Genomic DNA, 6,172 nt, shown 5'->3' on the forward strand with positions numbered 1-6,172 from the left:
GAGGAGGTAGTCGAGAGCGAAAGAGATCCACGTGACGGGCATGTAGTGGCCCATGTGGGCCGTGGTGAACATCCATCGGAGATTGTCCAGGCCCAGGCCCCGGTACGCGAGATTCTGGCGCAGGGTCGAATCGTCGTCCCAATCGACGAAGGCATTGTCGAAGACTGGCGCGAAGGCGAGGAAGGTGGCCGCGGCCACCACGAGCGCCCCCGTCCATTCGGGCCAGGCGGCGGCAAGGCGGGTGTCCCACGAGACGGCGGGGGCGCCCGTGCGCGCCCCCGCTCGAGTCTTTCCCCCGGACGGCCGGCGGCGGGGCCGGGTCACGTGCACACCGTCGCGTGGCCTCGAGGGACCGGCCTAGTGACCGTGGTGCAGGAAGGGCAGTTGGAACAGCAGCGCGTAGCCGTTGAGGGTCAGGGTGGCGCCAATGAGAGCCAGGAGCACGCTGAAGAAGAAGATGGGGCGCGAGCGGGACAGGATGGACACCGAGGACATCACGATGGCGATCTGGAGAAACACCTCGGCCACATCGAAGTAGGGATCTTTTGTCTGGAAGCGATCGCGCGCCGCCTCCAGGCGCTTGGCCGCCTGCTCGATCTCCTTCTTCTCCGCGCCGAAGCGCTTCTCTTCCTCGTCGTACTTCCGGAGCAGCGCCTCGAGCTTCTCGCGCGCCTCGGGGCGCAGGGAGGGGCCGCGCTCGATGAGATCGGCCTCCAGACGCATCTTCTGGCTCCGGTATTGATGCTCGCGGATGACCTTGGCCTGATAGAAGGCCCATTGATCAGACGACTGCTGCTGGGCGAGGAGCATCTCCTTGGTGGCGTTGTTGCCCCCGAGTCCGGCGAGGGCGAGCATTACGGCAAAGACGGCCGTGACGAGCGCCACCCGCCGGCCGAAGCTGCTCTCGGCCTTCTCCTGGATCTCCTCAGGATTCGGCAGCTCTACTTCAGGCATGTCGTTGCGGCCGCCTGCGGTTCAGAAAGGGCCCAGATGCGAGGCGGCGCCCGAAGGCTGCATGCGAGGCGTACTCTCTGTACGTTGAGCATGCAGCCGAGGGCGCCAACGAAGCAGATGGGCCCTTTCTGGACCGCCGGGCTAGTGGTCCGCGTTCTGCTTGCCCATCTCTTCCTTCATGGCCGAACGACCCGCCTCGAAGGCCGAGAGCAGCCGGTTCCGCTGCTCCTCGATGTACCCACGGCCCTTGTCGAGGAGATCGCCCGCCCGGCCCTGAGCCTCCTCCGCCACCTCTTGCGCCTTCTTGAACCATTCCTGGCCGTGCTCGCTCAGGAGCTCGCGCGTCTCCGTGCCGCTCTTGGGAGTGAGCAGGAGCGCCGCGGCTGCCCCCGCCACCGCGCCGAGGAAAAACCAGCCCAGGTAACCTGCCGCATCGCCGCCACGTTCATCCGCCATGACCGCTGTCCTCCTCGCCTCCTATTTCGTGAGCCGCGAGAGAAAAACGCTGAGACCCGTCTTGGCGCCCGAAGCCACCCCCGTGATGCCGCGCAATGAGGTCAGGCTATTGGCCACCCCCACGATCCGCGCGACTTTGAGCGAGAGATCTTCCACGCGGGCCAAGATGCCGTTGAGCCGCTGAATGCTCCCGCTGGCCGTCTGCGACACCGCGCGCAGGTCCCCCGCCAGACCTTCGATCTGGCTGGCCAGGGGACGGATCTCGCGCTCGACCAGCTGCAGGACGATCTCGGCCCGCGCGGCCGTCCGCTTGAAACTGAGGAGTGTCGTCACGATGACCACGGTGAGAACCACGGCACAGAGCACCAGCACGGTCTGGGCCACGGGCGTCATAGGCGCGAAGTATGGCAGAGGTGCCAAGGCCAGTCAAACGAAGTGTGGAAAAGCTCCCGCATTCATTGACTTTCCCGGAGCTCGGCCCCTATACTGCCCGCAGGTCTCTCGTGCGCCCGATCCCGCGCGCCTCAAGGAGCCTGCTCCCATGTCCCTCCAGGATCGCTTCGAAGAGCTCCACCGTCGGAACGAGGCCGCCGAGCTTGGCGGCGGCGTGGAGCGCATCGAGCGCCAGCACAAGGCCGGGAAGAAGACGGCCCGCGAGCGCCTCGAGCTCCTCCTGGACAAGGGCTCGTTCGGCGAGGTGGACAGGCTGGTGGTGCACCAGAGCCAGGACTTCGGCATGGAGGCTCAGCGAATTCCCGGCGACGGCGTGGTCACCGGCTCGGGTCGGATCCATGGCCGCCCCGTTTTCGTCTTCGCCCAGGACTTCACCGTCTTCGGTGGCTCGCTCTCCGAGGCCTACGCGCGCAAGATCTGCAAGATCATGGACCTCGCCATGAAGGCGGGCGTGCCGGTGATCGGGCTCAATGACTCAGGGGGGGCGCGAATCCAGGAGGGCGTGGTCTCGCTGGCCGGATACGCCGACATCTTCCTGCGCAATACGCTGGCCTCGGGGGTGGTGCCGCAGATCTCGGCCGTCATGGGTCCCTGCGCGGGCGGCGCCGTATATTCTCCGGCCATCACGGACTTCGTCTTCATGGTCAAGCATTCCTCGTACATGTTCGTGACGGGCCCCGACGTCATCAAGGCCGTCACCCACGAGGAGGTCTCCTTCGAAGAGCTGGGGGGCGCCTCGACCCACGGGACGACGTCCGGGGTCGCCCACTTCGCGGCGGAAGGCGAAGACGAGTGTCTGGCCCTCATCCGCGAGCTCATGACCTTTTTGCCGCAGAACAATACCGAAGACCCCCCCGTCCGGCCGACCACCGATCCGGCCGACCGCGCGGACGAGGATTTGCAGACGGTGGTGCCCGACCTGCCGAACCGGCCCTATGACATCAAGGCCATCGTTCGTCCCGTGCTCGACGAGCGCTATTTCTTCGAGGTGCAGGGGGACTACGCGCCCAATATCGTCATCGGGTTCGGGCGACTGAATGGCCGGCCCGTGGGGATCGTGGCCAACCAGCCCGCGCACCTGGCCGGCTGCCTCGACATCAGTGCCTCGCTCAAGGCCGCGCGCTTCGTGCGCTTCTGCGACTGCTTCAATATCCCCCTCGTGACCTTCGTGGACGTCCCGGGCTTCCTGCCGGGAACCGCGCAGGAGTTCGGCGGCATCATCAAGCACGGGGCCAAGCTGCTGTATGCCTACTGCGAGGCGACGGTGCCCAAGCTCACCGTGATCACGCGCAAGGCCTATGGCGGCGCCTATGATGTCATGTCCTCCAAGCACATCCGGGGCGATGTCAACCTGGCCTATCCCACGGCGGAGATCGCGGTCATGGGGCCGGACGGCGCCGTGAACATCCTGTACCGGCGCGAGATGGACGCGGCCCCGGACGCGGCCTCATTCAAGGAGGAAAAGACCCGCGAGTACCGCGAGAAGTTCGCGAACCCCTATGTGGCCGCCGAGCGCGGCTACGTGGACGAGGTGATCGAGCCGAGGGACACGCGGCGGCGGCTCATCCAGGCCCTCGAGGTCCTGCACACCAAGCGCGATGCCAACCCGCCGCGCAAGCACGGGAATATTCCGCTATGACGCCCGAAGAGAAGAAGCAGCTCCCCGAAGGCAAGAAGCTCGAGGACGCGCGGCGCGCGTGGGAGGCCCGGACGCTCAAGCCCGCCCTCGACAAGACGCCCGATCGACCCAGCCTCTTCGCGGGCTCCGACGGCGCGCCCATGGAGCGGCTCTTCACCCCGGAGCACACGGCCGCTCAGGACTACGTCCGCGATCTCGGCTTTCCCGGCGAGTTCCCGTATACCCGGGGCGTCCAGCCGACCATGTTCCGTGGCCGACTCTGGACCATGCGCCAGTATGCGGGCTTCGGCTCCGCGGCCGAGACCAATCAGCGCTACCGCTACCTGCTCGGGCAGGGGCAGACTGGGCTTTCCGTCGCCTTCGACCTGCCCACGCAAATGGGCTACGACGCGGACCACGCCATGGCCCGGAGCGAGGTCGGCAAGGTCGGCGTCTCCATCGGGAGCGTGGAGGACATGGCGGAGCTCTTCGCGGGCATCCCCCTCGACCGCGTCTCGACGTCGATGACCATCAATGCCACGGCCGCCATCCTGCTCTGCCTGTACATCGCGGTGGCCGAGGGGCAGGGGATCCCCGCCGAGCAGCTCTCGGGAACGGTGCAGAACGACATCCTGAAGGAATACATCGCGCGCGGCACGTACATCTATCCCCCAGGCCCCTCCATGCGGCTCGTCACCGACATGTTCGCCTTCTGCAAGGACCGGGTGCCGCGCTGGAACACGATTTCGATTTCGGGCTACCACGTGCGCGAGGCGGGGTGCACGGCCGCGCAGGAAGTGGGCTTCACCCTCGCCAATGCCGTCGCCTATGTCACGGCGGCCCAGGCGGCGGGGCTTCGCGTGGACGAGTTCGCCCCGCAGCTGTCCTTCTTCTTCAACGCGCACAACCACCTCCTGGAGGAGATCGCGAAGTTCCGGGCGGCGCGCCGCCTGTGGGCACGCCTCATGACCGAGCGCTTCGGGGCCCGCGATCCGCGCTCGGGCATGCTGCGCTTCCACGCCCAGACGGCCGGGAGCATGCTCACGGCCCAGCAGCCCGAGAACAATATCGTCCGCGTCACCGTGCAAGCCCTCGCCGCGATTCTCGGCGGCTGCCAGTCGCTCCACACCAACTCCATGGACGAGGCGCTGGCCCTGCCCACGGAAAGCGCGGTGCGGACGGCGTTGCGCACCCAGCAGGTTCTGGCCTGCGAGTCGGGGGTGGCCGACACCGTGGATCCGCTGGGCGGCTCCTTCGCCGTGGAGGCGCTCACGCGGCGCATCGAGGAGGAGGCGGAAACCTATATCGCCAAGATCGACGGACTCGGCGGCTCCGTCAGCGCCATCGCCTTCATGCAGCGCGAGATCCAGGAGTCGGCCTACCGCTACCAACAGGAGATCGAGTCCAAGGCGCGCATCGTGGTGGGCGTCAATGACTTCGTCATGGACGAAGCGCCGCCCGGTCATCTCTTCGAAGTCAACCCGGCCGTGGGCCAGGCCATGGCCGAGCGCATCGGGCGCCTGAGAGCCGCCCGCGACGCGGCGGCCGCCGCGCGGGCCCTCGAGGCCATAGACCGGGCCGCGCGCGGACGGGACAACTTGATGCCGCTCATCCTTGCCGCGGTGCAGGCGCGGGTGACCCTCGGCGAGATCTGCGACACCCTGCGGGCCGTCTTCGGTGTCCACCAGCCGTCCGTTGTCTTTTAGGACCCTCACCCCGGCCCTCTCCCTGGAAGGGAGAGGAAGTTCGCTTTCTCAATCCCTCTCCCCTGGAGGGGGAGAGGGCAGGGTGAGGGGGTGGGTGACGACGGCACTCACCTTGCTCCTCATCACAACCATCGCGACACCGGCGCACGCCGGGGTCGCCGACCAGGTCGGCGCGACCTTTGGGCTCATGCTCCAGGACGTGGTCAGCGCCTTCCCGCCCGTCGAGGGCGTCGTCGTCCAGGTGGATGGCGAACATCTCTACATGGATCTGGCCAGGAAGAAGGGCGTGCTGCTCGGCCAGGAGTTCTCTGTCTTCCGCAAGGGAGAGGAATTCCGGCATCCGTTCAATGGCAAGGTCCTCGGCCGGTACGAGGAGATTCTGGGTTACGCGCAGGTGCAGCGCGTGGAGGAGGGCTTCTCGGAGGCGCTCTTCGTGCCCGTCGAGGGGAAGAACAGGCCCAAGCCCGAGGACGGCGTGCGCATCACGCGGGGCCGGATCAGGGTCGCGGTGGCCCCGCCCACCGATCTCACCTCGAAGCAGGCGGACTTGAGGCGCGTGGCCTTCATGTTGGCCCTGGCCATGGACCAGACCAAGCGCTTTCTGAGCGTGGACCCCAGCCAGGTCAGCGAGGTTCTCCTCAACAGCAAGACCCGCTCCGAGGAGCTCCTGGTGCGCCCGGAGCGCGCCGTGGCCCTCGGGAAGCCGCTCGAGGTGACGGGCTGGCTCGTTCCCGTCCTCCTGGAGCGGCGCGGCGTGACCTACCTCGATGTCACCTGGGTCTCGGCCGTCACGGGGGCGGCGCTCTTCTCGCGGCGGATGGCCATCACGCGCGCGGAAGGGACGGGCGAGCAGCGCTTCCCGTGGGAGCCCCGGGCCGAGGATTGAGCCTGTCGAATCTGCTATGCTCAGGGCCCCTATGAGCCTCGCCGCGCGGTGGCGCCTCGTCAATGTCCTCGTGGTCGTCGCCGTCACTCTGAGTGCCTG

7 protein-coding genes are annotated in these 6,172 nt (G+C 67.3%); 3 read left to right on the forward strand and 4 right to left on the reverse strand.

Going from position 1 to position 6,172, the window contains the following annotated elements; genetic code table 11:
- The 4 genes from VGT00_15740 to VGT00_15755 all read right to left on the reverse strand — a co-directional run.
- Positions 1-324: hypothetical protein (locus VGT00_15740; GenBank protein HEV8532873.1), on the reverse strand; the 324-nt coding region annotated here is incomplete at its 3' end.
- Between the two features lie 33 nt (positions 325-357).
- Positions 358-954 carry a DUF4337 domain-containing protein gene (locus VGT00_15745; GenBank protein HEV8532874.1) on the reverse strand — a complete coding sequence of 199 codons (597 nt, stop codon included), beginning with the start codon at positions 952-954 and terminating at the stop codon, positions 358-360.
- Between the two features lie 141 nt (positions 955-1,095).
- A complete protein-coding gene (locus VGT00_15750) occupies positions 1,096-1,410 on the reverse strand; it encodes a YtxH domain-containing protein (GenBank protein ID HEV8532875.1) in 315 nt (104 codons plus the stop codon).
- 21 nt (positions 1,411-1,431) lie between these two features.
- On the reverse strand, positions 1,432-1,794 hold the full coding sequence (locus VGT00_15755) for a hypothetical protein (GenBank protein ID HEV8532876.1): 363 nt from the start codon (positions 1,792-1,794) through the stop codon (positions 1,432-1,434).
- Between the two features lie 157 nt (positions 1,795-1,951).
- Here VGT00_15755 and VGT00_15760 point away from each other — a divergent pair, with 157 nt between their 5' ends.
- From VGT00_15760 to VGT00_15770, 3 genes are all read left to right on the forward strand, one after another.
- A complete protein-coding gene (locus VGT00_15760) occupies positions 1,952-3,502 on the forward strand; it encodes an acyl-CoA carboxylase subunit beta (protein HEV8532877.1) in 1,551 nt (516 codons plus the stop codon).
- Positions 3,499-5,187, forward strand: coding sequence for a methylmalonyl-CoA mutase family protein (locus VGT00_15765; GenBank protein ID HEV8532878.1), 1,689 nt, complete (start codon positions 3,499-3,501; stop codon positions 5,185-5,187). The genes VGT00_15760 and VGT00_15765 overlap by 4 nt, the downstream gene beginning before the upstream one ends.
- A 94-nt stretch (positions 5,188-5,281) precedes the next feature.
- Positions 5,282-6,073 (forward strand): hypothetical protein, encoded by a 792-nt coding sequence (locus VGT00_15770; GenBank protein HEV8532879.1) that lies wholly within the window; start codon positions 5,282-5,284, stop codon positions 6,071-6,073.
- The last annotated feature ends 99 nt before the right edge of the window (positions 6,074-6,172 follow it).

The organism is Candidatus Methylomirabilota bacterium (assembly GCA_036002485.1).
Taxonomy (GTDB): Bacteria; Methylomirabilota; Methylomirabilia; order Rokubacteriales; family CSP1-6; genus AR37.

Bases quoted from the DNA above. Each gene is read 5' to 3' on its own strand.
- VGT00_15750 (HEV8532875.1), bottom strand. From the start codon at position 1,410: ATGGCGGATGAACGTGGCGGCGATGCGGCAGGTTACCTGGGCTGGTTT.
- VGT00_15760 (HEV8532877.1), top strand. From the start codon at position 1,952: ATGTCCCTCCAGGATCGCTTCGAAGAGCTCCACCGTCGGAACGAGGCC.
- VGT00_15745 (HEV8532874.1), bottom strand. From the start codon at position 954: ATGCCTGAAGTAGAGCTGCCGAATCCTGAGGAGATCCAGGAGAAGGCC.
- VGT00_15765 (HEV8532878.1), top strand. From the start codon at position 3,499: ATGACGCCCGAAGAGAAGAAGCAGCTCCCCGAAGGCAAGAAGCTCGAG.